This is a genomic window from Primorskyibacter flagellatus, assembly GCF_048268605.1.
GTDB lineage: Bacteria > Pseudomonadota > Alphaproteobacteria > Rhodobacterales > Rhodobacteraceae > Primorskyibacter > Primorskyibacter flagellatus.
On sequence record NZ_JBLWVF010000001.1, the window covers coordinates 652904 to 672851 of the forward strand.

18 protein-coding genes are annotated in these 19948 nt (G+C 61.1%); 2 read left to right on the forward strand and 16 right to left on the reverse strand.

All coding sequences use genetic code 11. The features are described 5' to 3' along the window. Nucleotides 1-2: 2 nt before the first annotated feature. The 9 genes from ACN0WV_RS03105 to ACN0WV_RS03145 form a co-directional block, all read right to left on the reverse strand. On the reverse strand, nt 3-296 hold the full coding sequence (locus ACN0WV_RS03105) for a VirB3 family type IV secretion system protein (RefSeq protein WP_417603760.1): 294 nt from the start codon (nt 294-296) through the stop codon (nt 3-5). A 66-nt stretch (nt 297-362) separates the two neighbouring features. Further along, nucleotides 363-695 carry a TrbC/VirB2 family type IV secretion system protein gene (locus ACN0WV_RS03110; RefSeq protein ID WP_417603762.1) on the reverse strand — a complete coding sequence of 111 codons (333 nt, stop codon included), beginning with the start codon at nt 693-695 and terminating at the stop codon, nt 363-365. Beyond that, the gene (gene trbB / locus ACN0WV_RS03115; RefSeq protein ID WP_471869400.1) at nt 692-1642 is read right to left on the reverse strand and encodes a P-type conjugative transfer ATPase TrbB; all 951 of its coding nucleotides are present in this window, start codon (nt 1640-1642) and stop codon (nt 692-694) included. The genes ACN0WV_RS03110 and trbB overlap by 4 nt, the downstream gene beginning before the upstream one ends. Before the next feature lie 198 nt (nt 1643-1840). Continuing rightward, the gene (locus ACN0WV_RS03120; protein WP_417603766.1) at nt 1841-2806 is read right to left on the reverse strand and encodes a PD-(D/E)XK motif protein; all 966 of its coding nucleotides are present in this window, start codon (nt 2804-2806) and stop codon (nt 1841-1843) included. Beyond that, nucleotides 2796-5006: a Z1 domain-containing protein gene (locus ACN0WV_RS03125; protein ID WP_259913552.1), complete on the reverse strand. Its 2211-nt coding sequence runs from the start codon at nt 5004-5006 to the stop codon at nt 2796-2798. Before ACN0WV_RS03125 ends, ACN0WV_RS03120 begins: the two co-directional genes overlap by 11 nt. Continuing rightward, nucleotides 4999-6591, reverse strand: coding sequence for an ATP-binding protein (locus tag ACN0WV_RS03130; protein ID WP_417603768.1), 1593 nt, complete (start codon nt 6589-6591; stop codon nt 4999-5001). The genes ACN0WV_RS03125 and ACN0WV_RS03130 overlap by 8 nt, the downstream gene beginning before the upstream one ends. 1 nt (nt 6592) lies before the next feature. Next, complete coding sequence (gene dcm, locus ACN0WV_RS03135) at nt 6593-7894, reverse strand: DNA cytosine methyltransferase (RefSeq protein ID WP_417603770.1); 1302 nt, start codon at nt 7892-7894, stop codon at nt 6593-6595. Nucleotides 7895-8054: 160 nt separating this feature from the next. After that, nucleotides 8055-8465: a CopG family transcriptional regulator gene (locus tag ACN0WV_RS03140; protein WP_259913545.1), complete on the reverse strand. Its 411-nt coding sequence runs from the start codon at nt 8463-8465 to the stop codon at nt 8055-8057. A 10-nt stretch (nt 8466-8475) separates the two neighbouring features. Further along, the gene (locus ACN0WV_RS03145; RefSeq protein WP_417603772.1) at nt 8476-10464 is read right to left on the reverse strand and encodes a conjugal transfer protein TraG; all 1989 of its coding nucleotides are present in this window, start codon (nt 10462-10464) and stop codon (nt 8476-8478) included. A 181-nt stretch (nt 10465-10645) separates the two neighbouring features. Here ACN0WV_RS03145 and ACN0WV_RS03150 point away from each other — a divergent pair, with 181 nt between their 5' ends. Beyond that, nucleotides 10646-11110, forward strand: a complete 465-nt coding sequence (locus tag ACN0WV_RS03150) for a hypothetical protein (protein ID WP_417603774.1) — start codon at nt 10646-10648, stop codon at nt 11108-11110. Nucleotides 11111-11142: 32 nt separating this feature from the next. Here ACN0WV_RS03150 and ACN0WV_RS03155 read toward each other — a convergent pair whose 3' ends face one another. From ACN0WV_RS03155 to ACN0WV_RS03185, 7 genes are all read right to left on the reverse strand, one after another. After that, a complete protein-coding gene (locus tag ACN0WV_RS03155) occupies nt 11143-12909 on the reverse strand; it encodes a relaxase/mobilization nuclease domain-containing protein (protein WP_417603776.1) in 1767 nt (588 codons plus the stop codon). Nucleotides 12910-13156: 247 nt separating this feature from the next. After that, complete coding sequence (locus ACN0WV_RS03160; RefSeq protein WP_417603778.1) at nt 13157-13804, reverse strand: lytic transglycosylase domain-containing protein; 648 nt, start codon at nt 13802-13804, stop codon at nt 13157-13159. A 99-nt stretch (nt 13805-13903) separates the two neighbouring features. After that, nucleotides 13904-14239, reverse strand: a complete 336-nt coding sequence (locus tag ACN0WV_RS03165) for a DUF736 domain-containing protein (protein ID WP_417603780.1) — start codon at nt 14237-14239, stop codon at nt 13904-13906. Beyond that, nucleotides 14223-14813 carry a S26 family signal peptidase gene (locus tag ACN0WV_RS03170; RefSeq protein ID WP_417603782.1) on the reverse strand — a complete coding sequence of 197 codons (591 nt, stop codon included), beginning with the start codon at nt 14811-14813 and terminating at the stop codon, nt 14223-14225. The genes ACN0WV_RS03165 and ACN0WV_RS03170 overlap by 17 nt, the downstream gene beginning before the upstream one ends. Then, nucleotides 14810-15328: a DUF2840 domain-containing protein gene (locus tag ACN0WV_RS03175; protein ID WP_417603784.1), complete on the reverse strand. Its 519-nt coding sequence runs from the start codon at nt 15326-15328 to the stop codon at nt 14810-14812. Before ACN0WV_RS03175 ends, ACN0WV_RS03170 begins: the two co-directional genes overlap by 4 nt. After that, on the reverse strand, nt 15325-16413 hold the full coding sequence (locus ACN0WV_RS03180) for a replication initiator protein A (RefSeq protein ID WP_417603786.1): 1089 nt from the start codon (nt 16411-16413) through the stop codon (nt 15325-15327). Before ACN0WV_RS03180 ends, ACN0WV_RS03175 begins: the two co-directional genes overlap by 4 nt. A gap of 19 nt (nt 16414-16432) precedes the next feature. After that, nucleotides 16433-16717, reverse strand: a complete 285-nt coding sequence (locus ACN0WV_RS03185; RefSeq protein WP_417603788.1) for a helix-turn-helix transcriptional regulator — start codon at nt 16715-16717, stop codon at nt 16433-16435. 489 nt (nt 16718-17206) lie between these two features. Here ACN0WV_RS03185 and ACN0WV_RS03190 point away from each other — a divergent pair, with 489 nt between their 5' ends. Then, nucleotides 17207-19837, forward strand: coding sequence for an AAA family ATPase (locus ACN0WV_RS03190; RefSeq protein WP_417603790.1), 2631 nt, complete (start codon nt 17207-17209; stop codon nt 19835-19837). Nucleotides 19838-19948 lie beyond the last annotated feature (111 nt).

The following is a 19948-nucleotide window of genomic DNA, read 5'->3' on the forward strand; positions in this document are numbered from 1 at the left end:
CCTCAGACCTCGAGATGACCGGGAAGGCGCAGATGCCGGCGTCCGACCTCGACAAAAAGCGGATCGCGCCGCGCGGCCCAGACCGCCACCACATGGCCCAGAATGCCGATGACGATGCCCGCGACCCAGAGCTGCAGCCCGAGCCCGATGGCCCCGGCCAGCGTGCCGTTCAGGATCGCGAAGGCCCGCGGTACACCGGCCAACAGGATCGGCTCGGTGAGCGCGCGATGCACCGGGAGGGTGAAGCCCGGTACGTCCGCCAGCTGCTCGAAACCTGGCCATTCGCTACCGCTCATGGCGTTCCTCCCTCGCGGCTTTCCACTGGAAAGCCGCGTTCCCCTGCGGTGAACCGGTCGTCACCATCAGATCAGCGCCCCGCCGCCGAAGCTGAAGAAGCTCAGGAAGAAGGAACTGGCCGCGAAGGCGATGGAGATGCCGAAGACGATCTGGATGAGGCGGCGAAAGCCCCCGGAGGTGTCCCCGAAGGCCAACGTCAGCCCGGTGACGATGATGATGATCACCGCGATAATCTTGGCGACCGGCCCCTCGATCGACTCGAGGATCGATTGCAGCGGCGCCTCCCAGGGCATGGAAGAGCCCGCCGCCCGGGCGGGTCCGGCCAGCATCAGGGTGACAGTGGTGTAAGCAATGGCATGCGAAGCCTGTGCGCACAGCCGGTGAAGGGGTCGGGTCATGACGGGTCTCCTGTCGTGGTTTCCGTCCCGGTCGGCCGCGCCGCCGGGGTGATGCGGTAGTCGCCGTCCGGTCCCAGCCCCTCGACGCGGGCAAGCTCGGCGAGGTGCCGGTTGGCCCCACGCCCGGAGAGGACGGCGATGAGATCGATGGTTTCAGCGATGAGGGCGCGCGGCACGGTGACCACCGCCTCCTGGATGAGCTGCTCCATCCGGCGCAGCGCCCCCAGGGCAGAGCCCGCATGGATGGTCCCGATCCCGCCCGGATGACCGGTCCCCCAGGCCTTCAACAGGTCCAGCGCCTCGGCCCCGCGCACCTCGCCGATGGGAATGCGGTCGGGGCGCAGGCGGAGCGAAGAGCGGACGAGATCGGAAAGCGAGGCTACCCCGTCCTTGGTGCGCAGGGCGACCAAGTTCGGCGCGGCGCATTGTAGCTCGCGCGTGTCCTCGATGATGACGACGCGGTCCGACGATCCGGCCACTTCCGCCAGGAGCGCATTGGTCAGCGTCGTTTTACCGGTGGAGGTGCCGCCCGCCACGAGGATATTGGCGCGTTCGGCAACGCCATCCCGCAACAGCGCCGCCTGAGTCTCGGTCATGATCCCGGACGCGACGTAATCGGCGAGCGTGAAGACCGCGACGGCGGGCTTGCGGATCGCAAAACAAGGCGCGGTGACCACGGGCGGCAGGAGCCCCTCGAAACGCTCGCCGGTCTCTGGCAATTCGGCCGACACGCGCGGCCGCGCGGCATGCACCTCGGCCCCGACGTGATGGGCGACGAGCCGCACGATCCGCTCGCCATCGGCGGGCGAGAGCGTGGCCCCGGTATCGGAGAGCCCCTCGGAGAGCCGGTCGATCCAGAGCCGCCCGTCGGGATTGAGCATGACCTCGACGGTCATCGGGTCTTCCAGAAACCCGGCGATGGCGGGTCCAAGTGCCGTGCGCAACATCCGCGCGCCGCGGGCCATCACTTCCGGTTTCCGAGTTGCCTCTGCCATGTTGTCCCCGTTCCGTGAGTGGCCCCCAACGGGCGGCCCTGGATCGGGTCCATCAAGAAAACCGGAAACCGGCTGCGCTCAACAGGTCTTCAAGGGGCGTAGGGCTGTGGCGTGCAAAGACAGGGGAAAGGGTAAGTTGAAACCGAGTTATCAGTTGTCGAGAGTTGAAAAACTCAAGACGCTCCGTCGGTCATCCGACGCGAGCATCTCCGTCCCTTCAAGTTGAAGGTCAAAGCGCACGTTGGAGATTGGGTCCGCGCCGTCAACGGATGGTACAGGCAAAGTGCCAGCGTCAAAGATCGCGATGGATGCGCCGTCTGGCAATGTGCTCAGTCGCAACTCTGATCCATAGACATCCGCGCCGCCTTTGCGCAGACACTGGCGAAAGAAACTGGCGCGGCTGTTAGGATCGTCCATCGCAGCGTAGATTTCATCGATTAACTCGCACGCCGCTTCGCCCCCGGGCAACTCGGTCAGCAAGATAGAAGCGACATAGACCCGGATGTCCGCATTGGGGCGAAGCTGCTCAAGCGAAAAGCGATGCTGCCGGAGAGACTTCAGAGTCGTCTTCACCTCCAGCGCAAAGCGTTCGGTCATGAAGTCGTACCGGGCACGGGCGGACGATGACCACGCCCTTGCTGCTGCGCCCATATCTTGAGCGGTGCGGATGATGTGCAACTCACCCCAGAGGCCAACCACGTCTTTCAGATCATCGTTCAGCCGCGTGAAGAGGTCTGCAATCGACAGGATTTGGTCCCGTACCGCTGCTGCTGAGTGATCCGCGCCGGGAACCAGGAACGCTTCTTCCAAGAGGCGAAGGAAGACGCGGATAATGTCGGGATCGTCATTGGCAAGAGAAACCAGCGTGTAGATGCCGGAAAGAGCGCTTCCATCCTGAAGCTGAATATCGCAGGGGCACGCGAAGCGAACCTCGACGGATTTTAGCTTCAGATCAGGCTGGCCATCATCCTCGGCCATCTCGAAGAGCAAATAAGGCTGCCCTTGCGCATCCAGTGAAAGCCAAAGCCCTTGGGCACTATCGATCTTGCTCCCGAAGAGATGCTGGCAAGCATCCGGGAACCGGCGGGCAAGCTCCTGATACGCCTCAAACAGCATCGTCCTCTCGTTCCACCCAAACACGCTCTGCCAGATGCTCGGGAATGTGCACGGCGAGCACGGGCAAGTCTTCCAGGAGCACGCGGTTCTTGGCGGCGTTCTCTAGGTGGTAGCGATGTATCTGGAAGGTGATCGTATCATCGGCCCGGATTTGGCGCGCACCGGGATAGTTGGTGCGCGCGTTGCTACCCTGAAAGAGGTTTCTGATCTTGGGCGGGTCTTTGGTATCGAGACTACGGCGCGCTTCCACGCCCGACCAAGGGCCGGAAAAGGCAAAGACGCTGCACCGCATCTCAGGGTCTTCGCTGGCCAGCTTTTCGAGGCCAACCATGATGGCTGAGTGTTGCAAGCTATCGCTGGGGTTCTTGTAGCGTATTTGCCCGATGAAGGGGATTATCTCGCTGAGCGATATGTCGTCGCTGAACGCCGGAATGGTCTGCTGCTGGTTCCAGCCGTCTTGCTTGTATTCCCAGAAGTCGAACGCGCCGAGCAATTGGTTCACCGCTTCGCGGTTGTCGGCGACGAAGCCGGTATCCTCATAGGGATAGTCGGGGTAAATCCACCCTTCACGCCCCCGCGACTGGTACATGTCGAGCAAGATGACAGAGCGCCGTGTCGGTTGCAGCCTCTGGCTGAGGAACCAGGTGCGCCGCCAGTCTTTCAGGCCGCCACCATCCTTGATGTGCTTGGAAATCGATGAGCGAACTGATTCCTCGTGGGACACATAGTCTTGGAAAGCTTCGATGTTTTCTGTCGTGAGATAGATGCGGCAGAGGCCAAGATAGCGCTTCTTGTAGCCGAAGAAGCGCGCGCGCTGCTGTATATTGTCGGCGTTTCCGATCCCGATGGACCTTGGCATGTAGGAGACCGTCAGGCCTTCCACGGTAAAGCCACGGTCTAGGCCAATCCCGCCGACAAGTATCCAGCTATAGTCACCCTTCCAATCGATGGAGGGAATCTTGGTCTTCTCGCGCGTGTTGAGCTCGGCGATGGCGGTTTCCGACACAGCATCGAAGAGCAGCGCCTCGATCTGATCAAAGCCGTAGTTGACGGCGTAGGTCTCGCTCAACCGCTCGAAGGCAGCGCGAAAACCCGCCAGCAAGTCGTCATGGCCGTGATGATCCGGGTCGTCCAAAATGGCCGCCCATTCATCGCGCGTGTTCCGCGCCCATCTCGCAAACATGAGATGATCCGCCTTGGGGATGGCCGGGTGGATCATCATGGAGCGATTGCCGCCGCCCTGGTCATCTTCTTCACGCAGGCCAATTGCCACGCCGACGAAGAAGTCTTTCAAGGCCTCCAGCATGCTGGCAGGTGGGCTCGCGGGCGGATCGTCCCGGTCCGGCACATCGGTTTGCGGGATGAGTTCGATGTATTTGTCCGGCCCGTCCACAAAGAACTCTTTGCCGCCGACATAGGCGTCGCCGGGAGTCAGCACTGCGCCGAAGTCCGGCGAGAGTGTGTCGATGCGGCTGATCAGAAGCGGCGCTTGCGGCGTGGCGGTGTAGAGAAGATAGCTGTGATGCGGGAAGAGAGAGCGCAACGCGGTGATCCGCGCGTAGGTCGTGCTTTCTTCCTGTTGCAGGGCTTTGGTGTTCATCCCCGCCTGGTCGCCTTCATCATCGATGATAAGCGTGGGCACGTTCGTCAGATCAACCCCGGCGAGCAACGTGGCCAGATGATTGAGATGGCGATGCTCCTTCATGGAAACGATCAGCACGGTGCGCGAGCGGGTGCTCCCTTTGCGCCATTTCGCGAGCTCGCTCTTGACCCGTTCGACCTCGGCACCCTGGAAGCCTTTGTCTCTGGTCGAAAACAGCTTCCAGTTCCGGTTCTTTTCGACCTCCAAGTCCTTCCTGAGACGCTCGAAGGATTGCTCGACCAGGTTATTGGTCGTTCCAGCAAGAAGCAGGACAATCTGGTAGTCATTGTCGTGAGCGAGCGCGGACAAGCTGGTAAAAGAGAGCGTCTTGCCGCTCTGAACATAGCCGATGATCAGCCCGGTGTTGTGATCCCCCGGATTCTTTGGATCAGCGCATTGGCGCATGATCGATAAGGTTTCCGACACAAGCCGGGTCTTCTCAGTCTCGGAAAGCGATGTGTTTGACTGAAGAAGGCGCGTCAGGGCCGGACCTTGCGCCGGGTTCCACTTGCCGGACGTCTGGCGCTCGTGAATCTGGATAATGCCTTCGTCACTCATCGGGGACAGCCCTCGTCACAAGGTTCTTGAGGATTTCATTGCTGTATTGCCGGATTGCTTTGGGGTGATGCGAGGCAAGCTCCGTGGCGATGACTTCTGACAGCGCCATGGTGGCAGCAATATTCAGGACTGCCGCGAAGCCCTCCGAGTCGAGATTGGGAAACTGCGCCATAAATGGATGCAGCATGGCCACGCGGATCAGCACTTCACGCGGATCAGGGTCCGTGATGGCTGGTCTGCTCTGGATGGAAAGCCAATCGCTTTCCCGGTCGGCATAGGACAATTCGAGCTTCACGATCCAAGGCGTCCCCCGGAACAAAAACTCAAACTGAAAATCATCGCGCTCCCCTTCCGCAACCGCGTCGAGTTGCTCCCCAACATCGGGAAGGTTCTCGTCCGGCGATGGCTCAGGGCTCGGTGATACAACGCTGGGAAACGCCGGTTGCGATGTAATCAAGGCTCTGTGATCGAACTGCTTGGCCACGGCGGGCGCTGCACTGCGGGCAACCTTACGCGCGTTTCGAGCATCGTCCAATGCGCGATAGTTATTCGTTTGTCGTATAATGGGCAGGTCGTCTGATCTAAGGATTTTGTGCAGTTTCTTAAGGAATTCGTCTTCTGCCTCGCCCCATTGGACTCCGTCCTTGGTGTGTGAGACATTGAATCCCTTGAGGTGTATCTCCCCAAATACTCTCTGTGACTCATAGCTATTGGATCGTTTGAAGATATCTGGCGGTCGGTACGGTTCATCAGCGCTGCCGAATACAAGTCGCTGCCGTCGAAATAATGCGAGTCCAGCAAGCCGAGTATCTGCCTTTTCACGGATCGCAACAAATCCAGTCGCTGATTTGCCTGGGCCAAGATCAATGTCAATTTCCCGACGCCAAGAGATTTTTGGGCCGGTCGGCTTGTATGGTTCCTCAAAATAGGGTGCTACCAGTATTTTGGGTTCCTCAAATGTCAGTCGCTCACCGTCAACGCAGAGCTCCAGCGCGCCGGAGCGCAGGAAGATGCGATAGATGCTGGCCAAATGCTCCTTGATCTTGCCGATGGTCCGGCCTTTCGGAAAGCGACGAATGTCCTCCAGCCGGATTTCCGTATAGTGCTTGTCCTCGGACGCAACCGAAGTGACGACATTTAACTCTTCGATGCTGTCATGGACGATGCGTTCGATATCGAAGAAGACAGTGCGCTCGTCTCTTTCGCCAAGCGCGCTGGAGCGGACGCTCCATTTCGGCGCGAACCAGCATGCCGCGCTCTTCATCCCCATGCCGAACTCGGACAGGCCCGTTGCATCGGGCGGGATTTCGGCAGGCCGGAAGGCGCGCTGATAGTCGGATGAGGCAATTCCGGCAGCGTTGTCGAAAATCACGATCCGGCTGTCGTCCGCATCGAAGGTGATATCGACCCGCAGAACGTAGGAACCGCCCGAGGCGGCCTCCAAGTCCTTTCGGCGCGAGATACTGCTCTGGATCGAGTTATCAACGAACTCGGCCAAGGCGTACCACGCCTTATAGTTAAGGTGCGGGAGCACCGAAAGGACGTTTACACCGGGCCGGATATTGACCGTGTTCAATCGGCTCATATTACTCTGCGGCAACGGCCCGCTGTGCGGACTCCGCTGCATCTTCTCTGGTGACAAGGGCGGCGAAGATGCGCTTCACAACTTCAACATTAACGGCATTGCCAAAGGCTTTGTAGGCACCGTTCTTGGTGCTCGGCAAATGGGTGAGTTCAAGACTTTGCAGGCGGCTGCACTCGCGTGGCGTCATATAGCGCCGCTCCCATCCAATGATGGGAACCTGACTTGTTGTCATAGCAATGAGTGAGGGGGCAGTATCGGCCTTTTTGATGCGAATGCCGCTCGCCCGGAATTGGATGACATGTTTCCAGATATCTCGCACGCCGCCTTTCGTGTTCCATTCCAGCTTTTGGAAGCTCGGCGGGAAGGATTTTATCTGGTCAATCCAAGGATCAATGATTGATTTGTGCTCAGCATAGAAGGCGCGGTTCTTTTCGATGAAATCTATCTTCCATGCCGGAAATCGCTCCAGCTTAGTGCGCGCATACCCTGGAAGCGCAGCTTCAGTTTCTTCGGGCGACAAACCTTTCAAGGATTGCCCGAACGCGCCTTTATGGCGGCCCAGCCGTCGATATCCGCGCTCATACGGGGTGAGGCCATCAAGGGGATAGTCTGCGCCAAATTCCATTGCCCAGATAGGGAATGACGGAAGTTCCGTATTCTTCGGGAAAGCCGCCACGAATTCCTGCCAGATCGACAGATAATGGACATGGTTTGGGCTCAAATGAAGAGCATCATCCGGGTCTTCGTCCAAGACGGATGCAATAGATAGTTGTGCCCCGTCTTCCGGCATCGGCCAGGAAAAGCCGCCAAGCCCTTCGCGGTCGCCAATGATGAAGGCCCGCTCGCGCTTTTGCGGCACGCCGAACATGTGCGGGGACAAGCGCGCAAAATCGACATCATAGTCGAGCGCGCGTAGCCGGGTACAGATATTTTGCCACGTCCTGCCGCCGTCATGGCGGACAAGGTTTGGCACATTTTCGATGATGAAAAAGCGCGGCTCCTTCACACGTAAAATGTCGATCACGTAATCGATGAGGTCGCCCCATTGGGGGCATTGCAGGCCTTTCTGCTCGCCAGCCTTGGAAAACGGCTGGCAGGGAAAGCCTGCGCACAGGACATCATGATCTGGGATCGAGGGAATATCGACGCTTCGGATATCGCCGTGGGGCTTTGTGCCGTAGTTCTTCTCGTACAAAGCGGCCAAATCGCCGTTGATCTCCGAGGCGAACACGCACTCCCCGCCCGACGCGCTCAGCGCCTGATGAAATCCGCCCAGACCGGCGAAAAGATCGATGAATTTCATATGTGCCAAGGCTATTGGGCTCGTGATCTAAGCGTTTCGGTTGGGCGTTGGCAGTGTCCTTGAAGGGCCAAGCGTTAGTCTGACACACGATATAGACGCTCTCGACAACGTCAACGCAAAACCTGCCAATTTGAACTGGAGGCCATAATTTTCTTTGTGACTACCGGTTTTCCTTCTCATCACCCGGGATCTCATCCGTGAACCAACGCCCCTTCTGCACCCGCTTGCCCAGTGTCTCCACAAACCCATCAAACCGTTCGCGCCCTTTGGCCTGTGCCGCGGCCTGCTGCTCCGGCGCGACCGGCGGGGTGATGGTGAGCCAGAAGCGGACGAAGAGGGCGAGGGTCTCGGTTGTGATCCGCTGATCGCGTTCGAGACGGGCGACATGCCGTGAGAGGCGGTCGAGGCGGCGCGTCAGGGCGGCCTCCTGCATGTCGGCATGATCGGGGGACAGAAAGGATTCGACCGCTGCCTCCACGATAGCGGAGCGGGTCACCCGTTTCCGGTCAGCGATGTCGTTGATCCGCCCGATCAACTCGGCTGGCAGGGAGAGGTGGAGACGGTCGCGCATGGGTCAGTCCTCAAAGATCGATACCGTCATTGCGGTCCATCGAGGCCTGACGGGCCACCTGTACCATCTGCTTGCGCAGGGCTTGCCTTTGCCGCGCGGCCTCCTCCGGATCATCATCGAGCATCATCTCGAATTCGCGCGCGGGTTCCTTCGGCGTTTCCCGGGATGCAGCCACATGCTCGGGCAAGTCTGGCTCCCGGCGAAGGCCGGCGTTCGCGTCATCGGCGTTGGTCGACGTCGCGGATGCGCCCGCCGGAGTATCGGCTTCGATGGTCGGAAGCGATGACCATGGATCATCCTGCATCATCGGCATGCCTTGCTCCGGTTCTGGCGGCGCAACCACACGATCGACAAACCGCCTGTCCTCAAAATACCGCGCCTTCTTCGCGCGGATTGGCGGGGAGCCTGCGACCATGACGATTTCATCGTCGGGTGGCAGCTGCATGATCTCGCCCGGTGTCAGGAGTTGGCGCGCGGTCTCGGATCGCGAGACCATGAGGTGACCCAGCCAGGGCGCCAGTCGGTGACCGGCATAGTTCTTCATCGCCTTCATCTCGGTCGCCGTACCGAGCGCATCCGAGACACGTTTGGCGGTCCGTTCGTCGTTGGTGGCGAAGCTCACCCGGACATGGCAGTTGTCGAGAATGGCGTTGTTCTGGCCATAGGCCTTCTCGATCTGGTTCAAGGATTGGGCGATCAGAAAGCTCTTGATCCCGTAGCCCGCCATGAAGGCCAGTGCGCTTTCGAAGAAGTCGAGCCGTCCGAGCGCCGGGAATTCATCCAGCATCATCAGCACGCGATGGCGGCGACGCGTGTCCTTCAGGTCCTCGGTCAAGCGGCGGCCGATCTGGTTCAGCACCAGCCGGATCAGCGGCTTGGTACGGGAGATGTCCGAGGGCGGCACGACGAGGTAGAGGGTCGTCGGCTGGTCCGCGCCGATCAGGTCGTCGATCCGCCAATCGCAGCGTCGGGTCACATGGGCGACAACCGGGTCGCGGTAGAGGCCGAGGAAGGACATGGCCGTCGAGAGGACGCCCGAGCGTTCATTGTCGGACTTATTCAGAAGTTCTCGCGCCGTCGAGGCGATGACAGGATGTGGGCCGGTCTCCCCCAGATGGCGCGCCGCCATCATCGCTTCGAGGGTCTGCTCGATCGGGCGGCGCGGGTCGGACAGGAAGGCGGCGACGCCGGCCAGGGTCTTGTCTCGTTCGGCGTAGAGCACATGCAGGATCGCACCCACCAGCAGCGAGTGCGAAGTTTTTTCCCAATGGTTGCGTTTTTCCAGCGAGCCTTCTGGATCGACCAGCACGTCGGCCACGTTCTGGACGTCACGCACCTCCCATTCGCCGCGTCGCACCTCGAGCAACGGGTTATAGGCAGACGACGACATACTGGTCGGATCGAAACGCAGCACCCGTCCATGGCGCGCGCGGAACCCGGCAGTGAGGTCCCAATTCTCGCCCTTGATGTCATGGACGATGGCGGAGCCCGGCCAGGTCAGGAGTGAAGGGACCACGAGACCAACCCCCTTGCCCGACCGGGTCGGCGCGAAGCAGAGCACATGCTCCGGCCCGTCATGGCGCAGGTAGTCCTGATCCAGCTTGCCGAGCACGACACCATCGGAACCCAGCAGCCCGGCTGCTTCCACCTCGGACCTTTTCGCCCAGCGGGCCGAACCATAGGTATCGACGTCGGCGGCCTCGCGCGCCCGGATCACGGACATGGTGATGGCCACGGCGATGGAGATGAACCCGCCCGAGGCCGCGATCGCCCCGCCCTCCCAGAAGACCGTGCGCGCATAGGCGTCGTAGAAATACCACCACCAGAAGAAGGCGGGTGGCGGGTAGATCGGCGTGCCGAAGGCCTCGAACCACGGGCTGCCCAGCTGCGCCTGAAACCCCAGTCGCCAGGCGACCCATTGCGTCGCGCCCCAGGTCGTGGTGAGGACGATCAGGAAGACAGCGAGGATCTGGCCCCAGAGGATTTTCGTGGCGGTCATGGTGCGGCATGGTTGGGGCGCCGGGTGTAAGGTCAAGCGGTGACCGAGAGCTTGCGCAGAATCGGCGGGAGTAGCGTGCGGATCGGATCCTTGGGCGTCGGCGTCTGGGAAGTCAGCGCACAGATTGACTGCCATGTCGGTGTGAACTTTCGTTCCGCTGCAGTGGGGCTATTATGACCGCATGTACAAACTGAAGCCGGGCATCAAGCAAGACCGGCAGCGCCGATGGCAGCTGTCTGATCGCATATTCTTCGGACACGGCGCATGTCACATCTTGGCGGGCATTTATCTTGAGGTCGCGCCTCTGGCTGGTTTTCACGCCGAAAGGATCATTCCGGGCGAAGGCTATGCTGGCAACCACATTTTTGTGACCAATGGCGTCCTTGCCTTTGATTTCCGTGGGTATTCCTGCAGGAGAAACCTCCTAATTCATCACACTTTGGGTTGGTCAAAGGTTTCGCCCCCCGGTTGGCACTGCAAAATCGTCCACGTGGACTTCGATCTTCTTGAAACCCAAGATTTGAATGCGAGGAGGATGCTTGGTCCAGACCAGTACCTAATGGACCCGAGACCACGTGCGCGCTCATTTCTCGACCGCTTCAATCACATGGCTTCAGCTTTAAAGTCGAGCAGTTTCCTCGGTTGAGCAGTGCATGCTAAGGGCTCTTCACCTCTCCCCTATAACCCCAACCCGCGCTTGCGCCCGAGGCTCCAGTCGATCCCGCCTCCACTGCGCGCAATTCCGGTGATGTGCTGGCCAAGGCGCGGCTCGATTTCGCGGGACCAGGGAACGAGCTGGAAACTGCGCCCGCAGTCCGGGCCGATGCCCTCGACCATCGCATAGCGGCCGGAGGACAGGCGCAGCTGGCGGGTATAGCTGCCGGACACATGGTCGCCGGATTTTGCCGGGCGATGTGGCAGGCCGATCTCGGTCTCGAGCGCCATGCCTACGGCTTCGAGTTCGCGCTGCCGCAGGGTGTCGAGTAGGTTGCGCTGCAGGATGATCCGCTGTCCCTGCCTTTGCGCCAGCCCTTCGTCTGCCAGATGCTCGGCGCGGGCATCGAGAGCGTCCCGCACCTCTGCCCCGAAGCCTCCGATTGCAAGCGGCATGCGGGAACGTTCGACCAGCCGGTGATCGAGCCAGGTCGCGCCCGGCGCATCGATCTGGGATTGCAGGTCGAGATCCGACCGGTTTGCCAAAACAAGCGTCGGGCGCCGATCGTCCGGACCGCCGAAGCGGCGCACCTCGACGATGCCGCCCGGCGCAGGCGCGTGTTCGAAGGCGTCGAGGCCCCGAAAACGTACATGATGCGCGCGCCCATCCGTGCCGTCGATCACGGCATAGGCGGTTCCGGAATGCTCGTCATGCAATCCGGTTGCTACCAGTCGTCCGATGATCGGGCCCCCCGCCCCGCCTCCGTCGATAGCGAAGTCGGAGAAGCCGCGGTCCTGCCCGCGCTCGGCGAAGGCGCGGTGCATCGTCTTGATGATGTCGCCGCGCTCGCCCAGGTCGCGGAGCGTGCGTTCCGCCTCGAGCCCGAGCATCCATTCGCCCGGGCGCCCCTCCGAGGCCAACCCTAGTTTCCGAAGATGCTGCATCCGGCCGATCATCAACCGGCGGATTTGCGGATCCTCGGGTCCGGGCGCGGACGGCCGTAGATCGATGAGGCCGAGGTCGTCGGCGTGGAAGCGCAACTCGCGGTCAAGACGAGTCCATCGTTCCGCCGTCACCTCGCGTTCCAGCGCATGCCGGATGTCGTGCTCCGGTTTGGGACCAAGTTCCAGCGCGACCAGGTCCTCGGCACGGGACCGCAGCCCACTGCTGATGTAGTCGCGCGCGATGACGAGGTCGCCACCCCGATCATCCACGCCGCGCACGATCAGATGCACATGCGGGTTGTCGGTGTTCCAGTGATCAACCGCGACCCAGTCGAGCCGCGTGCCGAGATCGGCCTCCATCCGGCGCGCGAGATCGCGGGTGAACCCGCGCAGGTCCTCCATCTCGGCGGCGTCCTCGGGCGAGATGATGAAGCGGAAATGGTGCCGGTCGTCCTCGCATCGTGCCACGAAATCCGAGCCGTCCAGACCGTCGGTTTCGGCATCGAAAAGCAGTCCCTTCTCGCCCTCTCGGCTGACGCCCTCGCGACGTAGATAAGCGAGATGGGTTTTGAGTGGGGCCGCGCGATAGGCCCGGCCGTTGTGGCGCGCAATGCGTGCTTTGACGACAACGCGGCGCGCCGGCGAGAACAGTCGGCTGCGCCCGAACCGGCCATGGCCGCGCCCGAAGGTCGAGCGCCTTGGTCGACCCGGACTGCGAGACGGCCCGGTGTGACCGGCCTTCTGAGCCGCGCGAAGCACTTGGTCCACGAAGCCTTTGGAACGCGGCGTCCGGGTGCTACGGGGCTTGCCGGGCCTGATCCGGAAGTCGTGCTCGGGTTCGGTCATGCGCAGCCCCATCCGAGGCTGGAAATTCCCCTGTGCATGCCGGAGCATTGAAATCGCGGGAAAAATTCCCGAAACCTGCACACGACCGACCGCCATGCACGCGAAAACGCCAGTCCTGTCAGGGACTTGCGGCATTCGTGGCATGCCCTTTTATCTCGCCCATCCCCCTTCCCGCCCGTTGTCCGAGCCCGCCTTTCCGCCGCCTCTGCGACACAGCCCGCCAGAGCCCGCAAACCCGCGATCACGCTCATGGCCGTAGCTCCCCGGCGGGCCGGGCAACGAAAATGCCGGGATTGGGGGCGGCTGGACCCGTTTCGCGGGACGTTCGATCTGCATCCGGGCTGCCGCCATTTTGCGGTGGATGCGCCGCCGATCTGTCGGTGAACAGCGCCGCCTCGCGCCAATCGGGAACGGGTACAGGGGTCGGGAGCGGTATCGAACCGTCCAGGCGCGGGGCCAGCATCGCGACATAGACGCGGGTTTCGGCGGGCAGCGGACGGCCTTCCGAGAGGTATTCATCGTACCGCCCCGGCCCCGCATTATAGGCCGCGAGCATGCCGCCGACGGTGCCATAGCGATCGAGCATGGCGCGCAGATAAGCCGTGCCCGTGAGGATGTTGTCCCGCGGATCGAAAGGATCAGCGCCGAGACCATTTTCCTCCCGCAAGACGGTCCATGTTCCGGGCATGACCTGCATCAGTCCCATGGCCCCGGCATGGCTGACCGCACGCGGATCGCTCGCGCTTTCGGCCTGAATTACGGCACGGATCCAGTGTTCCGGGATCACGAAGCGAGCAGAGGCTTCGGCGATAGCGGCTGCATGAGGATCACGCATCGGATCTATTTGGATGGTCGGTGCTTCGGCGAACGCCGGGGCGCTGACTGGTCCCGTCATGGCAAGGCCGGAAAGAAGGAAGATGGCGCAGACTTGGGCGATGCGTTGTCGCTCAACCGTGATGCGGCTGCTGCGTTTGCGGAAGATCGGGAGCATCGCTCACGCCGCCCCGTTGCGCTTCGGCGGACGGGTCCATTGCATCGACCAGACCGAACTTTCACCATTGCGGAAGAGGTTCGCGCGGATCGGTTGCACCAGCATTGGGTCGTCGATCAACACCGAGAAATATTCACCGGCCTTCTCCCCGGTGCGCGCCCAGGCGGCCCCGATTTCGCGGGCGAGCTCCCCGTCTCCGTGAAAGAGGCGGTAGTCCGGGCCGTTCTCGGCCTCGGTCGCCTGAGCCTTGGTCAGTGACACCTCGAGGTCGAGCGTCAACGTTCGAAGGTAGCCGGCAAAGCCGGATTTCGTGCGGGTGAATTCACCGATCTGGGGCATGGCGTGCCTCCTTTCTGTGGCGGTGGGTTGTGGGATCCGGATGCTCCGACACTGCGGTGGTTCCAGCGGAAACGATCCAAAGCGGCGTCAGCCGGGCGGTGATCGCGGTTCGCGGCAGATGCCCGAAGTACCGCCCGTCGAGGCTGTCGGGCGCATCAGGGTTCATGAGAAAGACTTCACCGGCACCGAGCCAGTGACAGCCCTGCCAGATGGGCAAATCGCGGCCGTTGCGGTCCTGCGCATGGGCTTGGCCAAGAACGCGGTGGTCGACGGTGATCCTGTCGCCAGAGCGGCAGACCAACGCGCCCTCCAGCGCCACGACATGCTTGAGCAAAGGCACGCCGCGCGGCAGGTAACCGCGCGCATCGAGAAAATCCGAGAGCGCCGCGGGCGGCTGAACGGCGACCAAATCACCGATGGAGACGTTGCCGATGGGGTCCAGTTGATAGAGCCCCAGCGGGGCACTCGCGCTGGCATTCCACAATACGCGCGGCGACCAGGAGACAATGGTGGGCAGGACGATCAGGGTGACCGACAGAGCTGCCGCCCAGACGAGGATGTGCCGCGCGGTCATAGCCAGAGGCTCCGCCGCTTGAGCCAAGCCCGGTGCTGGAGACGCGTATAGAAATGGGCCGGTTGCGCGGTGGTCAGGCGATTGTGCAGGTGCCGCCAATACTCCGGGGACGCATCTGCCGGATCGATGCCGAGCGCCTCGATGGTGTCGATCGCCTGCAACACACGTTCGACTTTGGGCCAGCCGTGGGTGGAGAGCAGCAGCGTGCCCCCCGGGCGCAGATATGGCAGCGTCTGGATGGCAGTTCCGGGCCGTGCCGCCTGCACGATATCGAAGCGCGAGAGGACCGTGCCATAGGTGTTGGCCGCCCAACGATTGACCCCGAAGATCGCGCCACGCGCGAAGCCGAAACGGCGGCGGTGAGGATCAAGGCGTTCTTCGCAGACCGGATCACCGAACCGGATCCACTGCTCGACCCGGCCTTCCTTCCACGTCAGTTCGACAAAGGTTAGGTTAGGATCGCGTCCGTCTGTCTGCGTATCAAACTGGCGCGGTTCGGAGCGGACCGGGCTCATGTCTTCGCCCCCCTCGGCACGCCGAGAGGCAGCTCAGGCACGTCCTCGCATGGGCCGGTTTTGAGGGGCTGAAAGCGTGCGCCTGCGGACTTGTCCCCAGCGAGCTGCGCGCAACAAGAGTTAGATTCTTTGTTAGACTCAAGGTTAGGAGCACGAATTCTGCCGGTATTTGAAGAGGATGCGCCCGGTTGGGGTTCCCGATAGCACGAGGGTCCGGTTCCCGATGGCACGATACCGGGGGTTCCCGATGGCACGAGCCCGTCCACAGCTTGTCCACAGGGCTCGAAGGCGAGCAGTCGTCGCCCCCGCGCCTCGATCTCGAGCGCCAGGCGATAGCCCGGTAGGGGCTGGCGGCGGATGATCTGCCGCAGTTCGAAGGCGAACCGTTTGAAGGGTGACAGGCTGCCGGATTTGACGTGGAGGTGCCGGATCTCGAACCGCCACCCTGCCCTTTGACGGCCACCATGCTTGCGCACCAGCCGATAGAGCCAGCGGTCGAGACCACCCGTCAGGTCGAAGTACGCGCGGTCGATGGTGAGGATCAGCGCGTCATCGAGGACAGCCCGGTAGAACCAGTCCGGCACGATCAACTCGATCCCGTCGGGGCGTCCGCTGGCATCGGTCCGCTCTTGCCACTCGTTAATCCAGGAGAACCGGTGGCGACGTCCTTCGGCGGGCTGGCGGATCGAGGTGCAGACCGTCGTCGATTGCAACCTGTCCAGCGCGGCCTTCAACCGGTGATAATCCCGGGCGGAAGTGCCTCGTCCGATGAAGGTGAGGATCTGGTATGGCGTCGCCGCCATGAGCCGCGACGTGCGCAGCCCTGAATCGCGCGCCTCGACGATCTGGCTCGCCGCCCAGATCAGGATATCGGCATCCCAGATCGTGGCCATGCCATGGTCGGCCACGGCTTCGACGCGGATGTCTATGCCGCCCGCCGCAAATTCGATGGGCTGCGTGCGATGGCTCTTGGAGAGGGAAAAGAACGGATAGGACATCAGATCCTGGGCGTCCCGCACGGCGAACTCGCCCGGGAGGGCGTGGAACAGATCGAGTTGTCCGCGTTCTGATGCGTTGCGGGGCATGGGAAGTGCCTCGACCGGATCAGCGGAAAGCCCGGCCCGCGGGCGGGGTCGCGGTCAGGACATGGCGCTTGGCAGGCAACACTCGGCCCCCGCGAGGGTCGGACGTCGAGGTCACGGCACCGCGCTGGACCCAAGCTTCGAGATCCTCAATCGAATAGACGACTCGCCCGCCGAGCTTGTGATAGGCTGGACCGGTGCCATAGGTGCGGTGCTTTTCGAGGGTCCGCGCAGACAGGCTGAGAAACTGCGCGGCCTCCTTGGTCCGCAGATAGCGCGGCGGCAGGGGAACGTGATCGGGTCGCATGGAAAGCCTCCGTGGGGTCCGTGAGGCCGCCGGACATGGGCGGCTGATTGGGGACACGATGGCGAAGTGCGACGGGAGAGATGGAGTGCGAAGATGGGGGTGCGGGAATCGCACACCACAGGGTGTGATCGGGTCGATGGTCGATGTGGTCGGGTGCGGCGGTCGACCGCGGATTGTCAGGTGACGGTACTTGCTCCGGCCTTCCTCAATTTCGTATGGTTTGTGCTTGCAGATGCAAAAATGCCGGGCGGAAGGCGGTTATGAGTGGGCGCTCACAGCGCATTCTGCGCGTGCGAGGTCCACAGCCCAAATTCATTGGAAGTCATCCAGGCGAATGATGAAAAATATGTCCTGGTCGTTTGCTAAATTGATGATCGTTGGTAGTACTTCTTTGTGATCGAAATTCTTCCAATCTAATAAACTAATTGGCCGATTTAACATCGAACGACTCGACAGCGATAAAATACGGTTAGCAGAGGCGGGTGAACCATGGCAGCAGAGCCGATCGACGATATCGAAGCGTGGTCAGAAAAACTTTCGCCATGGCGGCAAGATGCCTTGCGCCGCCTCGCGGTCAGCAATGAACTGACAGATACCGATATCGACGAACTGCTCGCAATGATCAAGCAAGTAGCCGGGTTAGAGCTGCCCGCGCCAGCGCCAAAACCCGTGCCGTTCGCCAAAGCTCATTTTGGTGGAGGAAAGCAGCCGCCGATCGTGCTCAAAGGCATCGCCAATGTAGAGAATGTAAATCGGCTGGTCGCTAAGGCTGGACTCGATTTTTGCCCAAAGGCGTTGACTGTCATCTACGGCCGCAATGGCAGCGGCAAGAGCGGTTTTGTACGCATCTTGCGCACAGCTTGCCGGACACGCGTTGAAAATCCCGCCAAACTCAAAGTTCTCTCGGATGTTTACGGCGGCGGGACCGAGCCGCAATCGGCCGATATCATCATTGATGCAGGCAAAGGCGACACACCGATGCCTTGGACCACGGGGATGACAGCAGCACCCGAACTCTTGCAGATCGCAGTATTCGATACACTTTCTGCGCAGCTCTATGTCGATAGTGGCAACCAGATTCGCTATCTACCCTTCGGCCTAGCCCTGCCCCACAGACTCAACGGAGTCTGCCTAAAGCTCAAAGAATCCCTCGATGCCGAGCGAGAGGCAACGGTTGGAAACAAGGTCAGCCTAACGACGATCATCTTTCCCAACCAAAGAGAAACAAAGGCCCAGTTGTTTGACCGCACGCTCGATAAAGGCACAGCCGACGAGAAGATCGAAGAGGCGGCCACATTTCCGACCAAAGATCAGGAGCGGCTCGACGAGGTCACGGCGATCTTATCGGCAGGTGCCGCAGCCGTCGCAGACCTGACCGCACTAATAAGCTGGGTCCAGGCGATCGCAGGGGAATGCGAAATCGCTGCGACTGCCTTTTCGGATGCGGCCCTGTCTGGGTTCACGGCCTTGCACAACAGCGCCGTTACCGCACGCCAGACAGCGCAGGTGTCTGCAGGCGCTCTTTTCACCGATGAGCCCCTTCCCGGCGTGGGAAGCGAGAGCTGGCGCGCGTTATGGGCGGCAGCACGCGACTATTCTGTGAAAGAGGCGTATATTGGTGCCGACTTCCCAGTCACTGAAACAGCGGCGTGCGTATTTTGCCAGCAACCGCTGCTTCCCGACGGTGCCGAGCGGATGCAAAGATTCCAGAAATACATGGACGATACGCTCGATGTCGCCGCCACAAAGGCAGAGAAGGCGGTCACAGATGCTATCGGAACACTAGCGGCGCTGACGCAGCTGGGCGCGGACGGCTTCTCTGAACGAGTCGAGCAGATCCGGCAGCGCAATCCTGAACTGGCGGCTGCCTTGTCGAGCTTCCAGGTGTCGGCAACGCAGCGGCGCAAAGATGCCGCTGCGCGGTTAGCAGGCGAAGACAGTGCGCCCGTTTCGACGCTTGCCTCACCGCATATCGAGCTGAAGGAACTAGCGAAGAAGCTCAGCGACGAAAAGGGCGGGCTTGCCAAGGCTGGCGAAGCGCAGGAGCGCGAGAAGCTGACAAATGAAAAGGCCGAACTTGAAGACAAAAAGATCCTTGCGGCCAACCGGACAAAGCTGGTCACCCGGCGGGATCTGCTCGTAACCGACGCGGCCTATTCAAAAGCGTTAGCCGAAGTACAGACTAGGGGGATCACGCAGCGCGCAAACGAGTTGGTCGACTCGCACCTCACAACGGCCGTGGTGACGCGTTTCGACGCCGAGCGTGAGCGGTTCGACATCATGCACCTCAAAGTCGGCCTTTCGCGCAAGAGCGGTCAGACCAAAGCCGAATTCGAAGTCGATCCGCAGACAAAACTTACCAAAGTCACTTCGGAAATTCTCAGCGAAGGCGAGCAGCGGGCACTTGCGCTTGCGGGCTTTCTCACGGAAGTAGCTCTGACCGATGGGTCCGGGCCGATCATCGTCGACGATCCGGTATCATCACTCGACCGCGACAGGAGCGCGAAGGTTGCCGAACGCCTCGCCGAGGAGGCTTGCCAACGGCAAGTGATCGTGTTCACTCACGATATAATCTTTTTCAACGAATTGTGTGGCGCTGCCGAGAACAAGGGCATCGAGCCGGTGACGATCGCGCTTTTTGGGGATAAAGACGCAGCAGGAAAGATAGATGCCGCCGGCATGATTTGGAAGGGTCTCAACGTTTCCAAGCGCATCGGCAAGATCAAGAACGACTTTGCGCCACTGCCCAAATTGCTCGCCAAAAGTCCGGCCGATTATGAATATCGAGTGAAAAACCTTTATGGTCGGCTGCGCGATACCTACGAGCGCGTTGTCGAAGAGGTCATTTTCAGGGATATCGTTCGCCGAGGTACCGATGTCATCAAGACGCAGGAACTCCGCTATGTCACCTTGTCGGATGCGCTCGCGATCCGGTTCCACGAGGGCATGACGCGCGCGAACACCTACAGCCATGACAATCCTGCCTCCGATACCGTAGGGACCCCCAAACCGGAAGAATTTAAGTCCGATATCGATGCGCTGGAGAAGCTCGTTGCAGAACTTAAGGCCGAAAGCCAGACCGCCGAGACAGCTAGGCCACAGATGAAGCCAAAGAAGTAGGGATGCAGTGGAATGCGTTGGCGACAAAATGTATGGCGTGAAAAGTTGCCCTCCGGACCCTAATTGATCAGATCAAGAAACTAAGATGATGGTGCGAGCAGAGCTTAACTT